Annotated in this window: 20 protein-coding genes; 8 read left to right on the forward strand and 12 right to left on the reverse strand. The window is 68.7% G+C overall.

Translation table 11 applies throughout. From position 1 onward, the window contains the following. The first annotated feature begins 41 nt into the window (after positions 1-41). Both ACTMTI_RS22625 and ACTMTI_RS22630 read left to right on the forward strand, forming a co-directional pair. Positions 42-1,028, forward strand: a complete 987-nt coding sequence (locus tag ACTMTI_RS22625; protein ID WP_441122449.1) for a lysostaphin resistance A-like protein — start codon at positions 42-44, stop codon at positions 1,026-1,028. Between the two features lie 416 nt (positions 1,029-1,444). Then, positions 1,445-4,213 (forward strand): hypothetical protein, encoded by a 2,769-nt coding sequence (locus ACTMTI_RS22630; protein ID WP_441122450.1) that lies wholly within the window; start codon positions 1,445-1,447, stop codon positions 4,211-4,213. A gap of 148 nt (positions 4,214-4,361) precedes the next feature. Here the strand turns inward: ACTMTI_RS22630 and ACTMTI_RS22635 are convergent, their stop codons facing one another. After that, positions 4,362-4,757, reverse strand: coding sequence for an NUDIX hydrolase (locus tag ACTMTI_RS22635; protein ID WP_441122451.1), 396 nt, complete (start codon positions 4,755-4,757; stop codon positions 4,362-4,364). Positions 4,758-4,831: 74 nt separating this feature from the next. Here ACTMTI_RS22635 and ACTMTI_RS22640 point away from each other — a divergent pair, with 74 nt between their 5' ends. The 4 genes from ACTMTI_RS22640 (at position 4,832) to ACTMTI_RS22655 (ending at position 8,635) form a co-directional block, all read left to right on the forward strand. Then, positions 4,832-5,458: a DUF6758 family protein gene (locus tag ACTMTI_RS22640; RefSeq protein WP_441122452.1), complete on the forward strand. Its 627-nt coding sequence runs from the start codon at positions 4,832-4,834 to the stop codon at positions 5,456-5,458. Between the two features lie 52 nt (positions 5,459-5,510). Beyond that, entirely contained in the window at positions 5,511-6,230 is a 720-nt protein-coding gene (locus ACTMTI_RS22645; RefSeq protein ID WP_441122453.1) for an MBL fold metallo-hydrolase, read from the forward strand. A 143-nt stretch (positions 6,231-6,373) separates the two neighbouring features. After that, complete coding sequence (locus ACTMTI_RS22650) at positions 6,374-7,342, forward strand: RecB family exonuclease (protein WP_441122454.1); 969 nt, start codon at positions 6,374-6,376, stop codon at positions 7,340-7,342. A 105-nt stretch (positions 7,343-7,447) separates the two neighbouring features. Next, positions 7,448-8,635 (forward strand): MFS transporter, encoded by a 1,188-nt coding sequence (locus ACTMTI_RS22655; protein WP_441122455.1) that lies wholly within the window; start codon positions 7,448-7,450, stop codon positions 8,633-8,635. Here ACTMTI_RS22655 and ACTMTI_RS22660 read toward each other — a convergent pair. From ACTMTI_RS22660 to ACTMTI_RS22670, 3 genes are all read right to left on the reverse strand, one after another. After that, complete coding sequence (locus tag ACTMTI_RS22660; RefSeq protein WP_441122456.1) at positions 8,586-9,497, reverse strand: oxygenase MpaB family protein; 912 nt, start codon at positions 9,495-9,497, stop codon at positions 8,586-8,588. The two genes, ACTMTI_RS22655 and ACTMTI_RS22660, sit on opposite strands and share 50 nt — an antisense overlap. 13 nt (positions 9,498-9,510) lie before the next feature. Then, on the reverse strand, positions 9,511-10,401 hold the full coding sequence (locus ACTMTI_RS22665; protein WP_441122457.1) for an alpha/beta fold hydrolase: 891 nt from the start codon (positions 10,399-10,401) through the stop codon (positions 9,511-9,513). A gap of 225 nt (positions 10,402-10,626) precedes the next feature. Further along, the gene (locus ACTMTI_RS22670; RefSeq protein WP_441122458.1) at positions 10,627-12,591 is read right to left on the reverse strand and encodes a DEAD/DEAH box helicase; all 1,965 of its coding nucleotides are present in this window, start codon (positions 12,589-12,591) and stop codon (positions 10,627-10,629) included. Positions 12,592-12,940: 349 nt separating this feature from the next. On the opposite strand from ACTMTI_RS22670, the gene ACTMTI_RS22675 reads away from it, so the two are divergent. Continuing rightward, positions 12,941-13,582 (forward strand): ferritin-like fold-containing protein, encoded by a 642-nt coding sequence (locus tag ACTMTI_RS22675; protein ID WP_441122459.1) that lies wholly within the window; start codon positions 12,941-12,943, stop codon positions 13,580-13,582. A 121-nt stretch (positions 13,583-13,703) separates the two neighbouring features. Here the strand turns inward: ACTMTI_RS22675 and ACTMTI_RS22680 are convergent, their stop codons facing one another. The 5 genes from ACTMTI_RS22680 to ligD (ACTMTI_RS22700) all read right to left on the reverse strand — a co-directional run bounded on the left by ACTMTI_RS22680 (position 13,704) and on the right by ligD (ACTMTI_RS22700) (position 16,783). After that, positions 13,704-13,934 (reverse strand): DUF3107 domain-containing protein, encoded by a 231-nt coding sequence (locus ACTMTI_RS22680; protein ID WP_441122460.1) that lies wholly within the window; start codon positions 13,932-13,934, stop codon positions 13,704-13,706. A gap of 89 nt (positions 13,935-14,023) precedes the next feature. Beyond that, entirely contained in the window at positions 14,024-14,644 is a 621-nt protein-coding gene (locus ACTMTI_RS22685; protein ID WP_185082923.1) for a TetR/AcrR family transcriptional regulator, read from the reverse strand. 112 nt (positions 14,645-14,756) lie between these two features. Then, the gene (locus ACTMTI_RS22690) at positions 14,757-14,966 is read right to left on the reverse strand and encodes a hypothetical protein (RefSeq protein WP_441122461.1); all 210 of its coding nucleotides are present in this window, start codon (positions 14,964-14,966) and stop codon (positions 14,757-14,759) included. 43 nt (positions 14,967-15,009) lie between these two features. Continuing rightward, positions 15,010-15,888: a non-homologous end-joining DNA ligase gene (gene ligD / locus ACTMTI_RS22695; protein WP_441122462.1), complete on the reverse strand. Its 879-nt coding sequence runs from the start codon at positions 15,886-15,888 to the stop codon at positions 15,010-15,012. A 13-nt stretch (positions 15,889-15,901) separates the two neighbouring features. Next, positions 15,902-16,783 (reverse strand): non-homologous end-joining DNA ligase, encoded by an 882-nt coding sequence (gene ligD, locus ACTMTI_RS22700; RefSeq protein WP_441122463.1) that lies wholly within the window; start codon positions 16,781-16,783, stop codon positions 15,902-15,904. Between the two features lie 83 nt (positions 16,784-16,866). Between ligD (ACTMTI_RS22700) and ku the strand changes: the two genes are divergently transcribed. Next, positions 16,867-17,748, forward strand: coding sequence for a non-homologous end joining protein Ku (gene ku, locus ACTMTI_RS22705; RefSeq protein WP_441122464.1), 882 nt, complete (start codon positions 16,867-16,869; stop codon positions 17,746-17,748). 1,530 nt (positions 17,749-19,278) lie between these two features. Here the strand turns inward: ku and ACTMTI_RS22710 are convergent. The 3 genes from ACTMTI_RS22710 to ACTMTI_RS22720 all read right to left on the reverse strand — a co-directional run bounded on the left by ACTMTI_RS22710 (position 19,279) and on the right by ACTMTI_RS22720 (position 21,551). Continuing rightward, a complete protein-coding gene (locus ACTMTI_RS22710; RefSeq protein WP_441122465.1) occupies positions 19,279-19,617 on the reverse strand; it encodes a hypothetical protein in 339 nt (112 codons plus the stop codon). A gap of 515 nt (positions 19,618-20,132) precedes the next feature. Continuing rightward, positions 20,133-20,471 (reverse strand): hypothetical protein, encoded by a 339-nt coding sequence (locus tag ACTMTI_RS22715; protein WP_441122467.1) that lies wholly within the window; start codon positions 20,469-20,471, stop codon positions 20,133-20,135. A gap of 681 nt (positions 20,472-21,152) precedes the next feature. Then, the gene (locus ACTMTI_RS22720) at positions 21,153-21,551 is read right to left on the reverse strand and encodes a hypothetical protein (RefSeq protein WP_441122468.1); all 399 of its coding nucleotides are present in this window, start codon (positions 21,549-21,551) and stop codon (positions 21,153-21,155) included. Positions 21,552-21,951: the final 400 nt, after the last annotated feature.

Consider the following 21,951-nt stretch of genomic DNA (forward strand, 5'->3'; position numbering starts at 1 on the left):
CGTCTGTGAACTAATGCGCATGAGACGGACAGAATGGATGGATGCCGGAAAATTCTGGGCCGTACGTCCCGTATGGCATGCCATATCCGTATCAGCCGGTGCCGCCGCAGCGGTCTTGGTTCGTACCGCTGCCGCGTGGGGTGCGCTACGACCACCTCGCCAGAACCGCGGCCGCCCATCCGTGGCGGGCGATCGTCGGCACGATCGCGGTCGCGGCGGCGTTCTTCGTCGTCAGCGCTCTCGTGCTGTACGCGGGCGTGGTGGTGGCGTTGCTGCTCGGCATCTCCGCGCCGCTCGACCCCGATCGCGAACTGTTCGGCGATCCGGTGTTCGCGCTGGTCGTGGCGCTGCTGTCGATCGCGGCGGTGCTCCCGTTCGTGATCGGCACGACGGTGCTCGTCCAGCGGCGCAGGCCGGGCACGCTGTCGTCGGTGGCCGGGCGGCTGCGCTGGACGTGGCTGCTGAGCTGTGCCGGGCTGGCCGTGCTCGCGCTGGTGCTCGGGCAGATCACGCAACTCGTCGCCCTGATGGTGTCCGGCGAGGAGTACTCCGGCATGTTCGCCTGGACCGGGTGGGAGCGCTTCGTGCCCGCGCTCATCGTGATCATGCTGTTGGTGCCGTTCCAGGCGACCGCCGAGGAGTACGTCTTCCGCGGCTGGCTCATCCAGGCCATCGGCGTGCACGTACGCAATCCGGTCTGGGCCGTCGTCATCGGCGGCGCGCTGTTCGCGTCGTTGCACGGTTATTCGTGGGCGGGGCTGGCGGACGTGTTCGCGTTCGGGGTCGTCATGGGCTGGCTGACGGTGCGGACCGGGGGACTGGAGGCGGCCATCGGGCTGCACGTGATGAACAACATGCTGGCCTTCGGGCTGAGCGCGGCCGCCGGGAACCTCGACGACGCTTTGATCCAGAGCAAGGTTGCGGTGCCCTGGCAGGCGCTGGTGGGGGTCGCGGTGCAGTTCGCGGTGTACGCGATCGGCGTGTTGTATCTCGCCAAAAAGCGGTCGATAAGCACGATTTCGGGATAAATCAGGCGGAGGGTTCGGGGAATCTCGCTAGAGAGGTCTCGCTATTCCGGCTCAATCATGCTGCTCTGGATCGTGTGGGACGGCGAGGGTGCACCGGAGGTGATCATTACGGTCCGGCGGTTGGCGCGTGTGATACTTCGTCGGGTGAGCACATGACGTTCGGAATAAGCGCATATAACGTGACGACCCTTCTGGAACGGTCCGCGCGATCGTTCCCGTACGCCTCGTTCGACTAGGAGGTACGGCGCGTGGCCTCCGGCCCCAGCGAACCGCCACGGCGACCGCCGGGTGACGACGACCCGCGTTCCGAGCGCACGTCGGAACCGCAATCTTCTGAAGAGCCCAGGATCAGGCACTCCCCGCCCGGTCCCACTGACGATCGGGCCAGAGGCTTACCTCTGACGTCCCCGTGGGGCATGCCGCCGTTCTCCGCGCCCATCCCGGATGACGAGCCGCAGGAGCCGCCCAAGGGGCGCAGGCCGTACAGCTCGCCGACGGCCGAGCCCGAGGTCGAGCCGCGCCGCCGGCCCCGCCGCATCGTCACCCGGCCCGACAAGCTCGTGGCTTCCGGCCCGCCGCCGACCGAGCCGGAAACGGTCCCGCCGCGGAGCGAGCCGGAAGCGGACCCGCCGCGAAGCGAGCCGGAAGCGCAGGAAACCGCACCGCAGCGCGATCCCCGTATGGTCCCGTACCGCCTGGTGGTGCCCGCCGCGGAGCCCGCCGAGCCCGTACCCCGGGAGGAAGAGCCGGACGAGCCCGTCGAGGAGGGCGAGCGCTCGGACGAGCCCGAGGTCCGGCGGGTCGGGCGGCCGCCGGCCGGGCGGCCCACGCGGCCCGACCTCCTGGTCGCCACCGGGCCGCCCCGCCCGCAGGGCGCCGGCGGCAGGCACCACAGAGGCCCGGCCCCCGCCGCCCTACGTAGGTCCAGCCCCGCCGGACGGGGCAACCGGGCCACCCCCATCGTCCTGACGGTGGCCGTGGCCGTCCTCGTGGCCGCCGGTGTGCTCGTGTGGCAGTGGACCGGGGAGGAGACCCCCGGCCTGCGACTGGCGGCGGGCACGGGCCGTTCTGGAGACGAGCTGTTCACCGTCCCGGCGGCGGGCGACGGCACCAACCAGAAGCTCAACGACATGACCTCGGTGGGCAAGATCGTGGTCGCGGTCGGCAGCGACACGACGAGCCCGACCCCGCGCCCGCTGTTCCTGTTCTCGCCCAACGGCGGCAAGAAGTGGCAACTCGGCCAGGTCAGCGGCGCCTCCACGTCCACGGTCCAGCGGGTGGTCGGCGGTGCCGGGCGCTGGCTGGCCAGCGGCGGCGACGGGCAGAGCGAGCGCGGCCTGTGGACCAGCACCGACGGATTCAGCTGGCAGGCCGTGCCGGAGTCCGGGCTGGCCGCGTTCCGGCCGGGCGACCAGATCAGCGACATCGCGCGGACGGCGTCGGGGTTCGTCGCTGTCGGACGCACGACCGGGGACGACGGCGGGTCGGGCCCGGCCGCCTGGCGTTCCGGCGACGGCCGTACCTGGGAGCGGGTCGAGACCAGAGGGCTGGAAGTGCGCGAGATCAACGCGGTGGTCGCCAAGGGCGACACCGTCGTGGCCATCGGGCACCCCGCGGATGGCGAGGGTTCGCGGGTTGTCCGGTCGGCCGACGGCGGGCGCACCTGGCAGGCGACCGGCTCCCAGCTCCCCGAGGCCATGCCGCGCACCGGGACGCTGGCGGTGCTGCCCAAGCGGTTCGTACTGGTGCCGACGCGGCAGCGGACGATCGCGGGGGACGTACGCGTCTACTGCTCACCGACCGGGGCGCAGTGGTCGCAGTGCGGGACCATCGGCGGCCTGAGCGGTGAGAGCGTCGGCGTGGAGTCGTTGATCTCCTACCCGTCGGGCGTCGCCGCGATCACGCAGGCCAGCCTGGGCAGATACTCCGTCCTGAGCACGACGGACGGGCGCGCCTGGGCCAAGCGGGCCGACCTCGGCAACCTGCCGGGCGCGACGCTGCGCGGATTCACGATCTCCGACGGGGGCACCCTGTACGCCGGCGGCGACCAGGCGGCCTCCGACGTCGACAACCAGCTCGTGCTCATGGCCGCGCCGCCGCGCGGCCAGGCCGCGCGCGTGCCGCTCGGCGACGTCGAGGGCTTGACGCGGATCGCCCGCGAGACCACCGGCATCTTCAGCTTCGCCGGTCGGTACGTGGCCGTCGGCTCCGCCTCGGGCGACGCCGGCCTGTGGACGATCAAGGACTGGCAGAGCTGGAAGTCGATGAGCCTCGGCGGCCCGGGCAGGCAGCGGCTGGAGGACGTGACGCACGGCAGCCGCGGCTGGCTGGCCGTCGGCGGCACGGAGACCAACGTGGGGCTCACCGACCCCCTGCTCGTCACCTCAGGGGACGGCGAGAGCTGGAAGAAGGTCGAGATCTCCGGCGACCTGGTCCGCCAGCGCGAGCACTCGTATCTGGCCGCCACCGTCGTGACCGCGGGCAAGCAGGGCTACGTCCTGGCCGGCGAGGACCGCGACCAGGCGGGGACGGCTGGTGCGGCCCTGTGGTTCACCGCCGACCTGCGCAAGTACACCAGGTCGAAGAAGCTGCCGCAGGGCGGCTCCGGCGTGCGGATCCACGACGCGATCGCCACCGCGGACGGCTTCGTGGCGGTGGGCGGCTCAGGGACGGCCGACCACGAGAGCAGCGTGGTGTGGTACTCGGAGGACGGCGTCAACTGGAGCCCGCGCACGCGCGTCGTCCCGCCGGACGCCACGTCGGCCGGGCTCCGACAGATCACGACTTATCAGGACAAGCTGGTGGCGATCGGCACCGCCCTGACGGGCGGCTCCCGGCGGGCCTTCGCGGCCGTCTCCGCAGACGACGGCGCGACGTGGGAGACGGCCTGGCTGCCCGCGGACCAGGCGGCGGCGGTGTACGACCTGGCCGCGGCGCCGGAGGGGCTGGTGGCGGTCGGCTGGCACGGCGTGCCCGGCGAGGGCGACAGCGCGGCCTGGACCTCGCAGGACGGCCTGTCGTGGAACCGCGTGGCGCCGGCCAAGGACCGGCTGGCGGGGCAGGGGATGCAGTGGCTGACGGCGGTGGCCGTGTCCGGCGCGGAGGTCGTGGCGCTCGGGCGGTCCACGACGTACAACGCCGACCATCTGATCCTCTGGACCTCCAGTCTCACGTCAAGCAGGTGACGCGGGCGGCACCGGCCTCGGGGACGGGCCCACCCACTCGGGCCCGTCCTGCGTGCCGCCGCCATGGGTGTCGCACTCGTCGCCGATCAGCACGTCCGCGACTGTTGGCGCCGGACGCGGGCCGCCGGGCCCTTGCCGGGGCCGGCCGCTAGGGCGGGAGGACGCCCCAGTCCGTCAGCGATTCCAGCAGGCCCTCGGAGAGCGGGAGCCGTACCAGGTCGTCCGGGGTGCACCAGCGCACGTCGGCGGCGTCGTCCCCGGCCTTGGGGACCCCGTCCGACACGCTGGCCAGGTAGTCGCGGATCACGTATGTGACCCCGCCAGGGCCGGGGCGGTCCACCGTGCCGGCCAGGCGGCCGACCTCGACGCGCAGCCCGGTCTCCTCCAGGACCTCGCGCCGCAGCCCGTCGGCGTCCGTCTCGCCGGGCTCCAGACGGCCGCCGGGGATCGACCACAGGCCCGCGCCGGGCGGGCGGCCGCGCTTGATGAGGAGGATCCGGCCGGAGTCATCGAAGACGATCGCGCCGACACAATTTACGCGCACGTGACCAAGATTACGACGGGATAACGAGATGCGGCCTTGACGGGGGCGTACCAAAGAAAGCACCGTGGGTAGTTGTGAGAGCGGCTCCGACCTGTCCGCGGTGTTTTGGCCAGCTTCACGGGCCCAGCGCCTGGTCCAGTGCGTTTCGATGTGACCTGCACGGTGATGTCCTGCCGTATCAGCCTCCGTGGCCGCCGACCAGCACGGCGCTCGAGGCGATACGCAAGAGTTCCGTGGTGCCGGTGTGGCTGCCATGGCCGTTGCCGGTGGGCTGGCTGGTGACCGGGTTCGGCGAGGTGGGCGACCAGCGCACCGGCGCTCGCGCCAGCATTGTCGCGCTGAGCGGGCCGTCGCTGCTGGAAGGGCCGGCCGACATACTGGTCATCGCCGAGGAGCCGGGCATCGGGATCGGCGCGGCGTTCGCCGGGCTCGACGGCCCCGATCCCGGCGAGGGATTCGACGCCGGCCCGCCGAACGCCAAGATCGAGGTCCTCGGGCATCCCACCCCGTTGTGGTGCGTGGACGGCATGAACGACCGGGCCGTCTACGCGGGCGAGGCGCTCGGCAACTGGCTGTGGACCATCTGCTGGCCGGCCGACGCCGGCTGCATGATCGGGCTGGGCGAGCTGTCACTGATCGACGCCCGCGATCATGACCTTGACGTGCCGTTCGGAGCGTTCTCGCCGAGACTCGAGGACTAGCACCCGCGAAGGCGATTCGCGCTCTCGTGCGGACGGACTAGAGTTCGGAGACGTGACAGCGCGTATCGAGCGAGTGGTGACCGAGGGTGTCGTCGACGTCGACGGCACCGAGCACAAGGTCGAGAACAACACGTGGATCGTGGGCGACGACGACGAGGTGATCGTCATCGACCCGGCGCGTGACGCCGACAAGATCCTGGAGCAGGTGGGCGAGCGGGAAGTGCTGGCCGTCATCTGCACGGCGGGCCTGCCCGACCACGTCGGGGCCGCCATCGAAGTGGCCAGCAGGGACGAGGCCGTGGTCGCCCTGCATCCCAAGGACAAGCCGTTGTGGCGGGAGACCTGGTCGGAGACCTGGCCCGACATCGACATGGAGGACGACGGCATCTTCGGGGTCGCCGACGTCCAGCTGGATGTCATGGAGACGCCCGGCATCACGCCCGGCGGCGTGTCGCTCTATTGCGAGGCGCTCGGGGCCGTGTTCACCGGCAAGGCCCTGCAGGCCGACGGCCCGGGCAAGCTGGGCGGCGAATATCCCGCCCTGGCCGACCAGCTGACCTCGATCGGCGGGCGGCTGTTCACGCTGCCCCACGACACGAGGGTGCTGGCCATCCACGGCGACGAGGTCACGATCGGCGACCTGGAGCCGCACTTCGACGATTGGGTGTCGGGTTCGCTGACCCGCAGCGCCGACGCCGCCGACGAGGCCGAGGGCCCGCTGACCGACGGCACCAAGATCTCGGGGATCAGGCTCGGCCCTGGCGACGAGTAGGTGAGAAGCGGCGCGAGCGTAGCGACCAGGGCGGGGGAAGGCGGCGGCGCGTGGCGACCGAGCCGCCGCCGAACGGAGTGTGGCCATGAGCCCGCGAGGGAGTGCCGTCGTCCGGCGACCGAGCTGCCGAACGGAGTGAGGCCATGAGTGCCATGCAGGGCCAGCTTCCGCTGGAAGGGATGCCGCGGCGGCTCTACTCCTGCACGCCGTCGCGGTTGAACGCCTGGCTGGACTGCCGCCGCCGCTACCGGTTCAGCTATCTGGACCGGCCGCAGCCGTCCAAAGGGCCGGCCTGGGCGCACAACAGCGTCGGCGCGAGCGTGCACAACGCGCTGGCGGGCTGGTGGCGCGAGCCGTACGAACGCAGGACCCCGCTGACGGCGGCCATCCTCCTCACGAACGGATGGATCACCGAGGGGTTCAAGGACGCCGAGCAGTCGGGGCGGTGGCTGGCGCGCGCCCGCGACCTCGTGTCCGGATATGTCGCGACGCTGGATCCGTCCGATGATCCCGTCGGCGTCGAGCGCACGGTCGCCACCCGCACCAAGGTCATCGCCGTGTCCGGCCGCATCGACCGGCTCGACCGGCGCGGGGACGAGCTGGTCGTGGTCGACTACAAGACCGGCCGCCGCCCGCTCACCCAGGACGACGCCCGTTCGTCGCTCGCCCTGGCGGTGTACGCCGCCGCGGCGTCCACGATGATGCGCACGCCGTGCCGTACCGTCGAGCTCCACCACCTGCCGACGGGGGAGATCGTCGAGTGGCGGCACACCGACGAGTCCCTCGCCCGGCACCTGGGGCGTGCGGAGGAGCTCGCGACGGAGGCCGCCGCGGCGGACGAGCGCTACCGCGAGCTGGCCGGCGCGCCGCCGTCCAGAACCGGCCGCTCGTCGGGCACGGCGGCAGGCGGACGGTCGTCGGCTGCCGGCGAGCGGACGACGGCTGCGAATGAGCGGCCCTTCGTCGGGCCCGCGGCGGTGCCTGCCGAGATCGACGAGCTGTTCCCGCCCAACCCCGGCCCGATCTGCTCGTGGTGCGACTTCCGCCGCCACTGCCCCGAGGGCCAGGCGGCCGGTCCCGATCGCCGCCCCTGGGACGGCCTGGCGGAGTAGCCGACAGGCGCTCGCCGGGGGTCCCGGGCCCGCATAAGGCGGAAATGTCGGCACTTCGTGGGGATGATGTTGTTTTCCCATTGAGGCAGCGGTTACAGACGATATGTGACACGCGTGGGGCGGCGGTTACCGGCGGTCGTGGCGCTGGGCACGCTGTTCAATCCCCTGAACTCCTCCATGATCGCCGTGGCCCTGGCCGACATCGAGGCGGAGTTCCAGGTCGGGATCGCCGCGGTGACCTGGCTGGCCGCGGGGTTCTACCTGACCGGCATCTTCGTGCCGCCCGTCATGGGCACGCTGGCGGACCGGCTCGGGCCGCGGCTGGTGTTCTGCTCCGGGCTGGTGACGATGGCGGTGACGGGCGTGCTGGCGGCGCTGGCGCCGTCGTACCCGGCGCTGGTGGCCGTGCGGCTGCTGCAGGCGTTCGGGAGCTGCGCGACGATGCCTGCGGGGATGGCCATCGTCCAGGCGGCGATGCCGGGTGAGGACGGCAGGCCGCCGCCGCGCGTGATCGCGACGATCTCCATGGTGCTCACCGCCAGCGCCGCCGCCGGGCCGGTGCTCAGCGGGTTCCTGGTCTCGCTGTGGGGATGGCGGGCGATCTTCCTGGTGAACGTCCCGCTCGCGGCGGTCGCGCTCGCCGCTGCGCTGCGCTGGCTGCCCAAGGTACGCGCCCAGGGCCCTCGCCGGACCTGGGTGCCCCGTCTGAGTCCCCGGCTGCTGGCCACCTGCGGCCAGTTCGCGCTCGTCAACGTGATCTTCTACTCGGCGTTCTTCGCGGTGCCGCTGTGGGCGCAGCGCGTGGCCGGCGTGCCCGCGCACGTCGCGGGGCTGCTCGTGCTGCCCATGGCCGCCCTGGCGATCGTCGCGACGCCGGTCGCGGTGGCGCTGGCGGGCCGTGCCGGGCTGCGGGCCGTGCTGGTGGTGAGCGCGACGCTGCTGCTCGGTGGCTCCTGCGTGATGCTCGCCGTGGGCCCGCTCGCCCTGGTGCCGGTGGCCGCCGCCCTGCTCGGGATCGCCTCGGCGTTCAGTCAGTTCGGGCTCAACTCGCTGGTCTTCGTGCACGCCGCCGGACGCGACACCGGGGTCGCGGTGGGGCTCTTCCAGTCGTCCAGGTACGTCGGCGCCGCCGCCGCGTCCTCCCTGCTCGGCGTGCTGTTCGAGCGAGCGGGCATGGCGGGCGGCGGATGGATCATGGTCGCCGTGTCGGTGATCGTGCTGGCGGGCGGCGTGCTGCTGCCCGTCAGGCGGCCTGCGCCTGCGGCCAGCGGCGGGGATCGGTCAGGCCCTTGAGTCCCTTGCTCACGTCGTAGCCGGCCGCGCTCAGCCGCTCCCTGGAGGCCCGCAGCATCTCCCGGGTGGCAGGCATGAAGGCGCGGTCGTGCACGGGCTCCGGCAGGGCGTTCAGGCTCATCCTGAACGCCCTCAGCGCGGCCGTGACCGTCGCCTGCGGCACCTCGGGCAGCGCGCCGTACATCCGCCTGGCCCACTCCGGCAGTGTGTAGTAGCACAGCGCGCCGAACGGGAAGTAGGCGGGCTTGCCCGGGGACAGCAGCCTGAGCTCCTGCGGCAGCCGCGGCCACATCAGGAACCGCACGGTCGCGGCCGCCTCCTCGGTCACGCGCAGGCTGGGGCGTACCTGCTTGAAGTACGCCGCCGTCTCCGCGCACGAGCCGGGCACGTCCTCGGGGTGCAGGCCGACGTACGCGGCGCTCCTGCGCTGCTCGTCCAGGTAGCGGTCGGCCTCCCGCTCGGTCAGGCCGAGCCCGCCGCGCCTGGCCGTCTCGAGGTACGACGACACCTCCGCGCAGTGCACCCACAGCAACAGCTCAGGGTCGTCCACCCGATGCGTCCGCCCCGTGCCGGGATCGTGGATGCGCAGCGCCTTGTGGATGCCGCGCACCCGCCGGCCGATCTCGTCGGCCTCCTCGGGGCTGCCGAACGTCACCCGGCCCACGAAGTCCGCGGTGCGCCGCAGCCGCCCGAACGGGTCCCGCTGGAAGTCGGAGTTCTGCCAGACGCCGCGCATGGCCAGCGGGTGCAGCGCCTGGAGCATGAGGCCGCGTACCCCGCCCACCCACATCGAGCGGTCGAGATGCACCTGCCAGGTCGCGCTCTGCGGCGGCTGGACGACGATCTCTTCGATGCCAGACATAGTAAGTAGATAATTACATGACATTGGACCTTGTGTCCAAGTAATGCTTTTCGGCCGCGTTCCAGAACCTGACCAGCGCCGCCGCGGTCGTCTCCGGCGCCTCGACGTTGGGGGAGTGCACCGCGCCCGGCACGACCACGCACTCGGCCCCGAGCCTGGCGGCCATCTCCGCCTGCGTCTCCGGCGACCAGCCGTCGTCGTGCTCACCGTAGAGCACGAGCGTGGGCACCTCGATCTGGCGCAGCTCGTCAGTACGGTCCCCGGTGGTCAGCACCTGCTCGGCCATGCGCGTCAGACCGGTCGGGGAGTTGGCCAGCAGCCGCTTGTGCAGGAACGCCAGAATCTCGTCCGACACGTCGTTGGCCAGCGCCTCGGGCTCGAACCTGTGGCGCCACACGTGCTCGAGGCCCAGCGTTGGCACCTCTTCCACGATCTTCCTGCCGTTGCGCGCCCGCCTGCCCTCGATGGCCGCGGGGCCCGAGCTCATCAGCGTGACCGAGGCGAACTTCGTTATTCCGTCGATCGCCGCCTCCCGCGCCACCAGCCCGCCGAACGAGTGCCCCACCAGGTGCACGGGGTCGCCGGTGCCGATCACGTGGGCGAGCATGTCGACGTCCACGCCGAGCGCGGCGCAGGAGTAGGCGTCACGGTCGTCGGGGCCCGCCGTTTCGTACTGGCCGCGCAGGTCGATCGCCACCACCCGGCGGCCCGACTGGGCCAGCGTCATCAGGACCGCGATGAAGTCCTCCTTGCTGCCGGTCAGACCGGGGACCAGGAGCGCGGGCCAGCGCTCGACCACACCACTGACCGGAAGGGCCTCAAGGGCCGCGAAGGCGCCCTGTGGCGTCTCGATCTTCTGTGGTGCAACGCCAGGAGGCAGCTCGAGGAATCGCGGCGTACTCACGTGGGGCAACAATACCCAGAGGTCAGCGCCTCGACACCGGCAAGGCCATTACGCTGGTGCGAGTTCGGGGGAGATGCGAGCAATGCGGGACCTCCGCGTCCGGCCTGCCACCTCATGGGACCGGGCGCCCGACCCGCCGGCCTGCTGAGCGCTCGCCTGCCGGACGCGCGGAAGGCGCGCACCCCGTACTCGGGATGCGCGCCTTCCGACACGTGCCTCGGGACCTCAGCCCACACGGCGGCGGTTACCGCCGCCGCCGTTGCCGCCGCCACTGCCGCCACCACCACGGTACGGGCGCCGCTGCTGCTTGCGCTCGGTCGCGGCGGACGGGGCGATGTCGTCGTCGTCCGTCGCCAGATCCGGTGACTGGAAGATCACCGTGAACGGGCTCGGCGGGATGATCCGCTCCGGCTCCTTGCGGACCGGGGGCGGCGGTGTGGCGAGGAAGCTCGGCGCCTGCTCGGCCACGGGCTCCGCCACCGCGTCCTGCCGCTCCACGACTGGCGCGGGCTGCGTGACGGCCGGCTCGGCGGCGACCTCCGGTGCCGCCTCGACGGGCTTGGCGGCCCTGCGGGAGCGGATGCTCTTCGCCGGGGCCTCCAGCGTGTCGTCCGCGGCCTTGCGCGAGCGCGTGCTCTTCACCGGGGCCTCCAGCGTGTCATCGGCGGCCTTGCGTGAGAGCGTGCTCTTCACCGGCGTCTCCTCAGCGTCTTCGGCGACCGTGCGCGAGTGGGTGCTCGTGACCGGCGCCTCTGGGGACTCGGCCAGCGCCTGCTCGATCGCCGACGAAGCCGCCCCCCTCCGCGTACGGGTGCGCTTCGGCTCGGTGGCCGCCTGGATCTCGTCCGTTGAGATGATCGCGGGAGTCTCCTCCGTCTTGGCATCCACGAGCTCGACCTCCGAGGTCTCGACGGGTGCGGTCTCGGCCATTTCTCTTCCGCCGCGGGTGCGGCGGCGCTGGCGTGGCGTGCGGGCAGGACGCTCTTCGCGCTCGTCGCGGCGCTTGCCGCCACGACCGCGGATCCTGCCGGTCTCTCCGAGGTCCTCGATGCGCTCCGCGGACAGTCCGACGCGCGAGCGGCTCGCGTGCGGCAGGACGCCCTTGGTGCCCTCGGGGATGTTCAGCTCGGAGTAGACGTGGGGCGAGGTGGAGTAGGTCTCCACGGGCTCGGCGAAATCGAGCCCGAGCATCTGGTTGATCATCTTCCAGCGGGTCAGCTCCTCCCACTCCACGAACGTGACCGAGATGCCCGTGCGCCCGGCCCGGCCGGTGCGGCCGATGCGGTGCACGTACGTCTTGTCGTCCGTGGGGCAGTCGTAGTTGACCACGTGGGTGACGTCGTCGATGTCGATGCCGCGGGCCGCCACGTCGGTGGCCACGAGCACGTCGATCTTGCCGCTCCGGAACGCGCGCAGCGCCTGCTCGCGCTGGCCCTGCCCGAGGTCGCCGTGGACGGCCGCGACCGCGAACCCGCGGGTGTCGAGCTGCTCGGCGACCATGTCGCAGGCCCGCTTGGTCTCGCAGAAGACCATGGTGAGCCCGCGGCCCTCGGCCTGCAGCAGCCGGCCGACGATTTCGATCTTGTCCATCCGGTGCGTGCGCCACACGATCTGGCGCGTCAGCGGGGTGGTCTCGCCCTCGCCACTCTCGTGCTCGGCGCGTACGTGCGTCGGGCGGTTGAGGTATTTGCGCGACAGCCCGACGATCTCGCCCGGCATGGTGGCCGAGAACAGCATCGTCTGCCGCTCAGCGGGGATCAGCTTGAAGATCCGCTCGATGTCGGGCAGGAAGCCCAGGTCGAGCATCCGGTCGGCCTCGTCCAGGACGAGGCTGGTGACCTGGCTCAGGTCGAGGTGCTTCTGCTTGACCAGGTCGAGCAGGCGGCCCGGGGTGCCGACGATGACGTCGACCCCGGCCTTGAGCGCCTCGATCTGCGGCTCGTACGCCCGGCCCCCGTAGACGGTCAGAACCCGGGATCCGAGTTTGCCGGCGGCGGTGACGAGGTCCTCGCTGACCTGTACGGCCAGCTCGCGGGTCGGCACGACGACCAGCCCGCGGGGCTTCTTGCGGTTTTTGCGGGGCTTGCCGATGCTCTGCAGCATGGCGATGCCGAACGCGTAGGTCTTGCCCGTGCCCGTGCGTGCCTGACCGATGAGGTCCTGGCCGCTCAGCGCGAGCGGGAGTGCCATCTCCTGGATCGGAAACGGCGTGACGATGCCCTCTGTCTCGAGGGCATCGGCGATTTCTGGTGTGACTCCGAGGTCTCGGAAAGTCGTCAGCGTGGCCTGCCTCAGTCTCAAATGAAGGCGGGCCTGCCGGGACCGACGGGCGGGAAACGGCGCCGTATCGTGGGTCCTCGCGGTAGAGCCAGCCCTCTCGCGTCATCAGCGACCGCGCCTCCGGGGAACGGAGGTATTCGGGGAAACCCCCCGAATTTACACAGTGCGGTCGCACTTTCACAGAGCAGTGTACTCGATAGCACAACGCTGGCCGAGCTCACATATGTTCCCGAAGATTCATGGAAGTACTCTGCCTACCATGAAGGAGTCTCCAGGAGTCGTCGACCTGCTCGGTGTGCTGGCGTACGCGGAGCTCAGCGCCTACGCCAGGATGACCGAGGACGCCACCACACTGGCGCCCTCGCTGGCCGACCGTGCGGCGCTGTGCGAGCTGGCCGTGACCGAATACGCCCATTTCCGCCTGCTGCGCGACCGGCTGGCCGAGCTCGGGGCCGCTCCCGATGAGGCCATGTCGCCGTTCGTCGCGGCGGTGGACGCCTGGCACGCCCAGACCAAGCCGGCCGACTGGCTGCAGGCGCTGGTCAAGACGTACGTAGGGGACGGCATCGCGCACGACTTCTACCGCGAGGCGTCCAGGCACCTCGATCCCTCGATCGCCGACCTGGTGGACGAGGTGCTGGTGGACGAGGGGCGCTCGCAGTTCGCGGTGGAGCGGGTCAGAGCCGGGGTCGAGGCGCATCCGGCGGCCGGCGCGCGGCTCGCGCTGTGGGCGCGGCGGCTCGTGGGCGAGGCGCTGAGTCAGGCCCAGCAGGTGGCCTCGGCGCGGCCGGAGCTGGCGCTGCTACTGGTGGAGGCCGACGGTGGCCAGGCGGACATTTCCCGACTTTTCGCGAAACTGACGGAGGAGCACGGCAAACGTATGGCCGCCATGGGGCTCTGATTCCTGGACTACGCACGCCGTACTGCGAGGACGAGCGCGGGCTGTCCGACCACCGAGCCGAGGCGGCCCAACGCCCCCGCGAGGGTACGGCATCGCGGCGCCGTACCCCCGTCCCGAGCCGTTAGAGCGTGCCGCCGAACCCGACCGGCCTGGACTCGTCCTCACCGATCTCGATGAATCCGAGCGCGGCCACCGGGACGACCACCCGCCTGCCCTTCGTGTCGGTGATGGCGAAAATGCCACGATCGACGGACAGCGCCTTCCTGACCTCTTCCTCGACCTGTTCGGCGGTGAGGTCGGTCTCGACAACGAGTTCGCGGTGTACGGAGCGTACGCCGATCTTGATTTCCATCGTGGCTCCCTTGTGGACGGGGCTGGCTCACCTCCATCGTGGCCGCTCGCGCCCACGGAAGGCGTGAATGATCGCGCCCAGCGAACGGGTTATGCCGTACGCGGAAAACCGCTGATGCCGCGCCAGGCGAGGCGTGCCATGAGCTGCTCGGCCGCGTCCTTGGGGATCGAGCCGTGCGTGGTGACCCAGTAGCGGGCGCTCACCTCGGCCATGCCGACCAGCCCGACGCCGAGCAGGTGCGCCTCGTCGCTGGTGCAGCCGGTGTCCTCCTGGATGACCGCGCTGACCATCTCCGCGCACTCGCGCAGGGACCGCTCGACCCGCTGCCGCACCGGCGCGACGTTGCGCAGGTCGGACTCGAAGACCAGGCGGAAGGCCTCGCCCTGCGTGGAGACGAAGTCGAAGAAGGCGCTGAAGGTGGCCTGGACGCGCAGTTTGTTCTCGTTCGTGGAGGCCAGCGCCTCCCTGCAGCGGTTGACCATGTCGTCGACGTGCAGGTCGAGCAGCGCGAGATAGAGCTCCAGCTTGCCGGGGAAGTGCTGGTAGAGCACCGGCTTGCTGACCCCGGCCCGATCGGCGATCTCGTCCATGGCGGCCGCGTGATAGCCGTTCTCCACGAACACTTCCTGCGCGGCGCTCAACAGCTGCCGGCGGCGGGCGAGTCGGGGCAGCCGGGTGCCCCGGGGCTTGGCGTCCGGGGTTGCGGTCACGCGGGTCTCCATTGGTCTCTCAGCGGCCTGTGCGGACATCCTACGTGCGAGTAGGCGAGGCCTCAGCGATAGTCGTCACCAAGGCGTCCGGGCAATGCCGGCCGGCCTCAACTCACCGATATTCGTCGTCGTCGAGGTCCACTTCGCGGTCCTGCTCGGCCGCGTCACCGGGATCGACGTCGATGGGCAGCTGCGGGCGCAGCGTGCTGACGCTCCGGCGCGCGTCCCGTTGCTGCTCGGCGGCATCGGCTTCAGGCGTCTCGATCGACACTTCCCCCGGGGTCTCCTCCTCGTAGGCGCCTTCGTCGCCACGAATATCCATTTCCGACATCTTCAGTCCCCCTCTTGGTGTGGACGGAACCAGCCTACGCCCGGCCGAAAAGGTCGCCACGTTTCTCCACTCTGGCGAGTACGTCCGGCGCCGTGAAGATCAGGTCCTCGGGACGCTCGCAGCCTTCGACCTCTTTCCAGGTCAGCGGCGTCGAGACGGTCGGCTGCTCCCTGGCCCGCAGTGAGTATGGGGCCACGGTCGTCTTCGCCGGGTTGTTCTGGCTCCAGTCGATGAACACCTTGCCCGGCCTGGCCTTCTTCGCCATCACGCTGACGATCTGCTGAGGGTGCTCCTTCTCCAGGAGCTGGGCCAGCCTCTTGGCGTACGCGGAGGGCTCCTCGCGGCAGTCCCACTCCGCGTACAGCTGCATACCCTTGTTGCCGCTGGTCTTCGGCCTGGCGGTGAGCCCCTCGGCTTTCAGCACGTCGCGCAGCATGAGCGCCACTTCACAGCATTCGACGATCGTCGCGGGCGCGCCCGGGTCCAGGTCGAACACGAGCGTGTCGGGCGGCAGCGCCTTGCCTTCCTCGTCGACGCGCCACTGGGGCACGTGGAGTTCGAGCGCGGCGAGGTTGGCGTAGTAGACGAGCGTGGGCAGGTCGTCGATGACGGCGAAGTCGATGCTCTCGCGGTCCTTGCTGCTGCCGGGGACGGGCAGGTTGACCCGCCTGACCCAGTCCGGGGTGTGCTCGGGGGCGTTCTTCTCGAAGAAGGACTGGCCGGTGACGCCGTTCGGGTAGCGCTTGACGGTCAGGGGTCTGCCTTGGAGATGCGGCAGCAGTACGGCGGCGATGCGGCTGTAGTAGTCGATCACCTCGGCCTTGGTGAAGCCGTAGTCCGGATAGAGCACCTTGTCCAGGTTGGTCAGCGCCAGCGCGCGCCCTTCGACCTTGACCGGCACCTTGTTCGCCATGGCGTCACCTCCGTCATAGAGTCACCTCCGCCGGAATCTTGTCGGGCCGCAGCCCGCGCCACACCGGGTGCCGCAGCCGCTGCTCGTCGGTCCACATCGTGTAGGCCACCTCCCCGACCAGGTTCGGCCTAACCCACCGATTCCGCCACGGAACCCCGTTGCAGAACGGGCTGTGGGGGATCTCCAGCGGCCGCAGCCACTGGTAGAGCTCGTCGAGCACGGCGTCGGTGAACCCGGTGCCGACGTGCCCCACATACGTCAGCCCCGCGTCCGTGAACGCCCCCATCACCAGCGACCCGATCCCACCCGCCCGGCGCCCCTTGCCCGGTTTCCAGCCGCCGATCACGACTTCCCTGGTGCTCAGGTTCTTCACCTTGATCCACCACGGCGACCGCGTCCCCGCCCGGTAGGGGGAGTCGAGCCGCTTGGCGATCACGCCTTCGAGCCCCTGTTCGTACGTGGCCGTGAGCAGGTCGGAGTCTCCGGGAAAGTACGGGGGCGCGCCGATGTCCAGCTCGTCGAGCAGCGCCCGCCGGTCCTGGTAGGGCAGGTCGAACAGCGGCATGCCGTCGAGCTGGAGGAGGTCGAACGGCATGTACGTGACCGGGTAGAGATCCAGCATGACCGGCTCGGGGTCGGTCAGGTGCATCCGGTGCTGGAGCCGTACGAAGCTGGGCCTGCCGCGGGGATCGAGCGCCACGATCTCACCGTCGATGATCGCGTTCTTGATCCCGAACCCCGAAATTTCCGGATATCGCCGGGTGTACTCCACCCCATGCCGCCCGGTCAGCCTCAGCCCGCCGTCAAGGTGGACGATGGCGCGGATGCCGTCCCACTTGACCTCCAGGCCATACCGCTCGGGATCCGAGGGTAGTTCCCCAGGCACGGCGAGCATTGGTTCGATCGGGTATGGCATTGCTTGCCCCATGAAGGGGTATGTGCCCCATTGGTGAGTCGTTGAGAGCTGAGGAGTGCACAATGCGCAGCATCTGGAAAGGTGCGATCTCCTTCGGGCTGGTCACGATCCCGGTCAAGCTCTACTCCGCCACTGAGCAGAAGGACGTGTCGTTCCACCAGGTCCATCGCGAGGACGGCGGCAGGATCCGCTACAAGCGCGTGTGCACGGTCGACGGACAGGAGATCCCCTACTCCGACATCGCCAAAGGCTACGAGCTGGCCACCGGCGAGATCGTCGTGCTCACCGACGAGGATTTCGAAGACCTGCCGCTGAGCACCTCGCGCAGGATCGACGTCCTTCAGTTCACCCCGGCCGAACAGATCGACCCCATTTACTTCGCCAAGTCGTACTACCTCGAACCGGACGCCCAGGGCGAGAAGTCGTACGTGCTGCTGCGCAACGCCCTGGAGAGCTCAGGCCAGGTGGCGGTGGTCAAGGTGGCCCTGCGCCAGCGCGAGTCCCTGGCCACCCTGCGGGTGCGCGACGGGGTGTTCGTCCTGGAGACCATGCTCTGGCCGGACGAGATCCGGAGGCCCGACTTCGCCTTCCTGGAGGAGGACATCCAGGTGCGGGCGCAGGAGCTCAAGATGGCCGAGTCGCTGATCAGCACGATGGAGGCCGACTTCGACCCGAGCGAACACCACGACACCTACCGCGAGGCGCTGCAGCAGGTGATCGAGGCCAAGGTCGCGGGCAAGGAGGTCATGGCGCCGGCGGTGGAGGAGGAAGCGGGCCCGGCCGTGGACCTCATGGCGGCGCTGCGGGCGAGCGTCGAGGCGGCGAAACGCGAACGCGAAGGCGCGCCGGCCAAGCCCAAGAAAGCCGCGGCGAGCAAGTCCAAGGAAGACGAGAAGGAAGAAGAGAAGGCCCCGGCCAAGCGCAAAGCCCGCAAGTCGGCCTGAGCACCGGACGCCGATTCCCTCACCGCGCACTCCTGCTCACGCCCGCCGCCACCACCATCGCCGTCAGACTGGTGTGGGTTGTCCGTGACGCTCGCGCGTGACTTACGCGCCAGGCGGGCAGGGCTGCCGTGACGCTGGGAGATCTTCCCGCTTGGCCACCGCATATACCCGATTCACACTGATGAATGGCGCTCGCCTATTAGTGCAACATTGGCCTGCGTGTCGAGATGCGGGCCAATTATGCGACCAAGTCAGGAAAGATGAATACTAGGCGGACAATTTTTGTGCCGCCATTCCGCTTATTTTGCTCTCACTACATATTCGGCCATGCGTCCGCGTTTATCGGGCTGGGTATCTTCGGAGCGCATCGCGCGACCATGCGGTGCCCGAAAAACCATTCTCGCAATGGAGGGAAATCAATTGGTTTCTCGTATGAGCAGGCCGACCTCGCGGACGAGTGCTGCCGGTCGTCTGCTGACGTGGGCCGTCGCGACAACGATGGTCTGTGGAGCCGTGGGACTCTCAGGTGGAACGGCGTCCGCCCAATCCACTACCGGATCGAAGGCCGGCGCTGCCCACCAGCAGGCGAACGGGCAGGTGGCACTGAGCCCGGCGATCATGTCGTCATGGCTCGACTCAACGTTCGTACCTCTCAGCGGCACATTCGCTCCAGGCCGGGTCTTCGCCACCTCGGTCAACCGCGGCGTCGCGTGGGTCTTCGACCCTCGCGCTGCTGCTGGGCAGCAATGGCAGAGCCTCAGCAGGGTGCCAGGAAGCCATCGCCGCGCCGTGCTCAACATCACCGTCGCAGGTGAAGATCAGGCCGTCGGGCCTACCAATCTGCTGATCAGGGCGAGGACCGCTGTCACCATCCTCCAGACGCGTTGTGAAGTCGAGGCCGCTGACGGGACCCCGACGTTCTTCCCGGCCACCGGCCCTCTGACCAACTGCTCGCCATGGGCGGCTGTCTCTCCATGAGGTCACATTCAGGGCGGGAGATTCTCGGTATCGACGATAAGGAGGAGATGCCCGCCCTGTCTGATCAAGCCGATGTATTGGCCGGTTCAGCCTATTTCTCGTAACTATTCAGGTCTACATGCGCTGCGTGACTGCATCGGGAGGTGCGTCGCACCACGCTCTGTCCTGTGATCCTGCAGGCGGATGGTGATGTAAAGAGACGGCCGAAAGACATCCGGCGCACGCGCGCGGCTCTACGATCTCGTCAGCAGCCGCTCCGGATCTCGGCCCATTCAGGGCATGATCATGAGCGGCTGCTCTCGTTGCGCGGATCACTCATCACGAGACTGCAGCGACTCGGAGCACATCACCCCAGCTCGCACAAGGAATGGTGGCTGCCGCGCTGGGAGCCCGGTGAAGCCGAGTGCCTCTGTTCCGCGTCGGGCTCATCGCCTCTCCCGTGCGGAGGCCTCCGCGGGACACAGGCACTCGGCTGCGGTTCACATCGATCGGGATGCGGTGGGATGACCCCGCCTGTCGACCGTTCAGCACGCTGCCGTAAAGGTTGCAGGCTCAGTCCTCGTTGTCCTCGTCGTCTTCCTCATCCTCGAGGAAGGAGGAGAACAAGGAACCGAACGGCGACTTGAACTGGTCCTGGTCGTGATCCTGGTCCTGGTGCTTGAACTGCTGCTGGCTCTGCTGGTTGTTGTTGTGGATCCAGATGCGGATCCTCTGCTTGTTGCGATTGTGACCCCAGTGTCCCGTCGTGAAGCCGTTGGCCGTCGAGGTGACAGCGGAGGCCGTGGTGGCGTTGGCGGTCGAGGCGGTGGTCAGCGCCCCCAGGCTGACGACGGCACCGGTCGCGGCGGTGCCGGCTGCAAGACCTGCGATGACACTCTTGAACTTGGGCATTGAATCTCCCCCCAAAGGATCGGTCGCGCCTGTTCTCAATATTTCCCGACTAGTTGGAAATATCGCGGATGGTCAGCTGATGCGCCATCCGTTACATTTCATTTCCGAGGCCAGTGCGGGATAAACGAGTTTCGTCGCGTTTTGCTATACTCTAACACTCTCGTCGCCCTCATTGAGCATTTATCAAATGAAATGATCTGAATTGTCCGTATTGCTCTTCGGTGTGCGGTGAGGTGGAGGCCTGGAAACAAATGAATGCGCTCTCGACAGTGAAATATCGAGAGCGCATGCCAGGATGACGTGAATCCGATGGAGAAACGTTCTTGACCGTCTCTCCCAGGCCGGGGTGGTCGGTGAAGCGGAGTGCCTGTGTTCCGCGTCGGCTCATCGCTTCGGCGAAGCGAGTGACGCCTCTGCGGGACACAGGCACTCGGTCGCAGGTTCACGCCGATCGAGATGCGATGCCATGGCCTGTCCTGCGACCGTTCAGCATGCTGCTGTGGAGCGTTGCAGGCTCAGTCCTCGTTGTCCTCGTCGTCTTCTTCCTCACCGAAGGCGAACGGGAAGCCGAACGGCGACTCGAACTGGTCCTGGTCCTGGTCTTGGTCCTGGCGCTCCTTCTGGAACTGGTCCTGCTGGTTGTTGTTGTGGATCCAGATGCGGATCTTCTGCTTGTGGCGGTTGTGGTTGTGACCACCCCAGCCGCTCGTGAAGCCGCCGGCCGTCGAGGTGACAGCGGAGGCCGTGGTGGCGTTGGCGGTCGAGGCGGTGGTCAGCGCCCCCAGGCTGACGACGGCACCCGTTGCGGCGGTGGCGGCGGCTAGACCTGCGATGACACTCTTGAACTTGGGCATTGAATTTCCCCCCAAAGGTTCGGTTGCCCCTGTTCTCAATATCTTCCGGACTGGCTGTGGAAAATATTGCGGATGGTGGCTAATGCGCCATCCGTGCGTTTTTATTTCCAGGGCGAGTGTCGGGCAAACGGGCTTCGCGGCGTTTTGCTCTACTCTAACGCTTTCGTCGCCTTCTTTGAGTGTTCAGGAAATGAGATGATTTGTCCGAATCGCTCCCTCAATATGTGGTGAAGCGAGGACCGGGCAACGCGCGAATGCGCCCTCGGCAGCGAAGTGCCGAGAGCGCATATCGGGGTGGCGTGGATCTTGGGAGAAACGTCCTCGAGCGCCTCTTTCGATGGTGCCAGTGAAAACGCAGTGCCCGCGTTCCGCATCGGCTCATCGCTTTGGTGAAGCGGGGTGACGCCACTGCGGGACACAGGCACTGGGCCACGGTTCACGACGACCGGGATGAGATCGCATGATCGCCGCTCGACCGTTCAACGCGCTCCTGCGGAGCGCTTCACGGGCGGCCAGCAGAACAACTACGAGCCCCTGCTCGATAAAAGGGGCGTTACGGCGGAGATATTGATGCGCTCCTCGTCCGGCCCCCGCATCCTGGCGACCAGTCGACGGGCGCCGCCATCGTGCACGAGCGCACGATGGCGGCGCCGAAGATGGGGGTTCCGGACGTTTAACGGATCACAGCGCCTCGATGCACGCCATAACCTGCCCGGGCGGAAGGAGCAGGCAGGCCCGCACGGCTGGGTCGATCCCATCCAGGCCCGCTCCGTCCGCCGCTCCGTCCGCCGCCACCACTGACGCCGGTTCGAACCTGACCTGGTCCTGGTCTTGGTCCTGGTCCTGGCGCTCGGCCTGCTGCTGGCTCTGCTGGTTGTTGTTGTGGATCCGGATGCGGACCTTCTGCTTGTTGCGGTGGCGGCTGTGGCCGTTGCCCCAGCCCCAACCTCCGCCGTGTCCAGCGACGATGCCGCTGGACACGGCGTTGGCGGTGGCGGAGGAGGCCAGCGCCACGAGGGCGCCGCCGGTCATGGCGGTGGTGGCTGCGAGAGCTGCGATGCCGGTCTTGAACTTGGGCATTGAATTTCCCCCCAAAGGTTCGGTTGCCCCTGTTCTCAATATTTTCCGGACTGCGTGGAAAATATTGCGGATGGTGACTAATGTTCCATCCGTATGTTGTCATTTCCGGGGCGAGTGTCGCGTAAACGAGATTCGTGGCGTTTTGCTGTACTATAACGCTCTCGTTGCTCTCATTAAGTATTTATAAAATAGAATGGAACGGTTTGTCCGAATTGCTCTTAATGTCGCACAGGCCATCCACTGAGACATGGACATGCGCTCTCGGCGGAGGCGTGCCGCCGAGGCATCTCGTGACTATTCAGGCCAATCCCATGAGGCGTTAGCCTCGATCTTTCTCGACCTTGAGCTGGTCGGCTGAGGGATTCGGCTGGAGGTCGTTTCCTCGCTGTGGTCAGCGTGG

The organism is Nonomuraea sp. H19, from assembly GCF_052068215.1.
In the GTDB taxonomy this organism is placed as follows: Bacteria; Actinomycetota; Actinomycetes; order Streptosporangiales; family Streptosporangiaceae; genus Nonomuraea.

Excerpts from the sequence above, each read along its gene's own strand:
- ACTMTI_RS22625 (WP_441122449.1), top strand. The coding sequence starts at position 42 with ATGCCGGAAAATTCTGGGCCGTACGTCCCGTATGGCATGCCATATCCG.
- ACTMTI_RS22630 (WP_441122450.1), top strand. The coding sequence starts at position 1,445 with ATGCCGCCGTTCTCCGCGCCCATCCCGGATGACGAGCCGCAGGAGCCG.
- ACTMTI_RS22650 (WP_441122454.1), top strand. The coding sequence starts at position 6,374 with ATGAGTGCCATGCAGGGCCAGCTTCCGCTGGAAGGGATGCCGCGGCGG.
- ACTMTI_RS22660 (WP_441122456.1), bottom strand. The coding sequence starts at position 9,497 with ATGTCTGGCATCGAAGAGATCGTCGTCCAGCCGCCGCAGAGCGCGACC.
- ACTMTI_RS22670 (WP_441122458.1), bottom strand. The coding sequence starts at position 12,591 with ATGGCACTCCCGCTCGCGCTGAGCGGCCAGGACCTCATCGGTCAGGCA.
- ACTMTI_RS22675 (WP_441122459.1), top strand. The coding sequence starts at position 12,941 with ATGAAGGAGTCTCCAGGAGTCGTCGACCTGCTCGGTGTGCTGGCGTAC.
- ACTMTI_RS22680 (WP_441122460.1), bottom strand. The coding sequence starts at position 13,934 with ATGGAAATCAAGATCGGCGTACGCTCCGTACACCGCGAACTCGTTGTC.
- ACTMTI_RS22690 (WP_441122461.1), bottom strand. The coding sequence starts at position 14,966 with ATGGATATTCGTGGCGACGAAGGCGCCTACGAGGAGGAGACCCCGGGG.
- ligD (WP_441122462.1), bottom strand. The coding sequence starts at position 15,888 with ATGGCGAACAAGGTGCCGGTCAAGGTCGAAGGGCGCGCGCTGGCGCTG.
- ligD (WP_441122463.1), bottom strand. The coding sequence starts at position 16,783 with ATGCTCGCCGTGCCTGGGGAACTACCCTCGGATCCCGAGCGGTATGGC.
- ku (WP_441122464.1), top strand. The coding sequence starts at position 16,867 with ATGCGCAGCATCTGGAAAGGTGCGATCTCCTTCGGGCTGGTCACGATC.
- ACTMTI_RS22710 (WP_441122465.1), bottom strand. The coding sequence starts at position 19,617 with ATGCCCAAGTTCAAGAGTGTCATCGCAGGTCTTGCAGCCGGCACCGCC.
- ACTMTI_RS22715 (WP_441122467.1), bottom strand. The coding sequence starts at position 20,471 with ATGCCCAAGTTCAAGAGTGTCATCGCAGGTCTAGCCGCCGCCACCGCC.
- ACTMTI_RS22720 (WP_441122468.1), bottom strand. The coding sequence starts at position 21,551 with ATGCCCAAGTTCAAGACCGGCATCGCAGCTCTCGCAGCCACCACCGCC.